This window comes from Streptomyces sp. DSM 15324 (assembly GCF_001514285.1).
Lineage (GTDB): Bacteria > Actinomycetota > Actinomycetes > Streptomycetales > Streptomycetaceae > Streptomyces.
The window spans coordinates 1,459-3,837 of the sequence record NZ_KQ949058.1 but is presented as its reverse complement, the minus strand read 5'-3'; the positions used below and the strand labels follow the sequence as shown (position 1 = coordinate 3,837).

Below are 2,379 nucleotides of genomic sequence, written 5' to 3'. Positions count from 1 at the left end.
GGGTGGCTGGTCGTTGTTTGAGAACTGCACAGTGGACGCGAGCATCTGTGGCCAAGTTTTTAAGGGCGCACGGTGGATGCCTTGGCACCAGGAACCGATGAAGGACGTGGGAGGCCACGATAGTCCCCGGGGAGTCGTCAACCAGGCTTTGATCCGGGGGTTTCCGAATGGGGAAACCCGGCAGTCGTCATGGGCTGTCACCCGCTGCTGAACACATAGGCAGTGTGGAGGGAACGCGGGGAAGTGAAACATCTCAGTACCCGCAGGAAGAGAAAACAACCGTGATTCCGGGAGTAGTGGCGAGCGAAACCGGATGAGGCCAAACCGTATGCGTGTGAGACCCGGCAGGGGTTGCGCATGCGGGGTTGTGGGATCTCTCTTCCACGGTCTGCCGGCCGTGGGACGAGTCAGAAACCGTTGATGTAGGCGAAGGACATGCGAAAGGTCCGGCGTAGAGGGTAAGACCCCCGTAGTCGAAACGTCAGCGGCTCGTTTGAGAGACACCCAAGTAGCACGGGGCCCGAGAAATCCCGTGTGAATCTGGCGGGACCACCCGCTAAGCCTAAATATTCCCTGGTGACCGATAGCGGATAGTACCGTGAGGGAATGGTGAAAAGTACCGCGGGAGCGGAGTGAAATAGTACCTGAAACCGTGTGCCTACAAGCCGTGGGAGCGTCGGAACAAGGCTTGCCTTGTTCTCGTGACTGCGTGCCTTTTGAAGAATGAGCCTGCGAGTTTGCGGTGTGTTGCGAGGTTAACCCGGGTGGGGTAGCCGTAGCGAAAGCGAGTCCGAACAGGGCGTTTTAGTAGCACGCTCAAGACCCGAAGCGGAGTGATCTAGCCATGGGCAGGTTGAAGCGGAGGTAAGACTTCGTGGAGGACCGAACCCACCAGGGTTGAAAACCTGGGGGATGACCTGTGGTTAGGGGTGAAAGGCCAATCAAACTCCGTGATAGCTGGTTCTCCCCGAAATGCATTTAGGTGCAGCGTCGTGTGTTTCTTGCCGGAGGTAGAGCACTGGATAGGCGATGGGCCCTACCGGGTTACTGACCTTAGCCAAACTCCGAATGCCGGTAAGTGAGAGCGCGGCAGTGAGACTGTGGGGGATAAGCTCCATGGTCGAGAGGGAAACAGCCCAGAGCATCGACTAAGGCCCCTAAGCGTACGCTAAGTGGGAAAGGATGTGGAGTCGCAGAGACAACCAGGAGGTTGGCTTAGAAGCAGCCACCCTTGAAAGAGTGCGTAATAGCTCACTGGTCTAGTGATTCCGCGCCGACAATGTAGCGGGGCTCAAGCGTACCGCCGAAGTCGTGTCATTGCAGCAGATAGCCCCAACGGGTGCTGTGATGGGTAGGGGAGCGTCGTGTGCCGGGTGAAGCAGCACCGGAAGGTAGTTGTGGACGGTTCACGAGTGAGAATGCAGGCATGAGTAGCGATTCACACGTGAGAAACGTGTGCGCCGATTGACTAAGGGTTCCTGGGTCAAGCTGATCTGCCCAGGGTAAGTCGGGACCTAAGGCGAGGCCGACAGGCGTAGTCGATGGATAACCGGTTGATATTCCGGTACCCGCTGTGAAGCGTCAAACATCGAACCCATTAATGCTAAGGCCGTGAAGCCGCCCCGGAGCCTTCGGGCAAAGGGGAGTGGTGGAGCCGCTGATCCAAGGTGGTAGTAGGTGAGTGATGGGGTGACGCAGGAAGGTAGTCCAGCCCGGGCGGTGGTTGTCCCGGGGTAAGGGTGTAGGCCGTGCGGTAGGCAAATCCGTCGCACACAAGGCTGAGACCTGATGCCGAGCCGATTGTGGTGAAGTGGATGATCCTATGCTGTCGAGAAAAGCCTCTAGCGAGTTTCATGGCGGCCCGTACCCTAAACCGACTCAGGTGGTCAGGTAGAGAATACCGAGGCGTTCGGGTGAACTATGGTTAAGGAACTCGGCAAAATGCCCCCGTAACTTCGGGAGAAGGGGGGCCACGCCTGGTGAGGGGACTTGCTTCCCGAGCTGGGGGTGGCCGCAGAGACCAGCGAGAAGCGACTGTTTACTAAAAACACAGGTCCGTGCGAAGCCGTAAGGCGATGTATACGGACTGACGCCTGCCCGGTGCTGGAACGTTAAGGGGACCGGTTAGTCGAGATTCGTCTCGGCGAAGCTGAGAACTTAAGCGCCAGTAAACGGCGGTGGTAACTATAACCATCCTAAGGTAGCGAAATTCCTTGTCGGGTAAGTTCCGACCTGCACGAATGGCGTAACGACTTCTCGACTGTCTCAACCATAGGCCCGGTGAAATTGCACTACGAGTAAAGATGCTCGTTTCGCGCAGCAGGACGGAAAGACCCCGGGACCTTTACTACAGTTTGATATTGGTGTTCGGTTCGGCTT

The 2,379-nt window shown here is 57.3% G+C and carries 1 rRNA gene (only partly in view); it reads left to right on the top strand.

The features are described from left to right. Window positions 1-49: 49 nt before the first annotated feature. Window positions 50-2,379, top strand: a 23S ribosomal RNA gene (locus tag AQJ58_RS40110); its annotated part runs 1,458 nt beyond the window's last position; the annotation flags it as partial.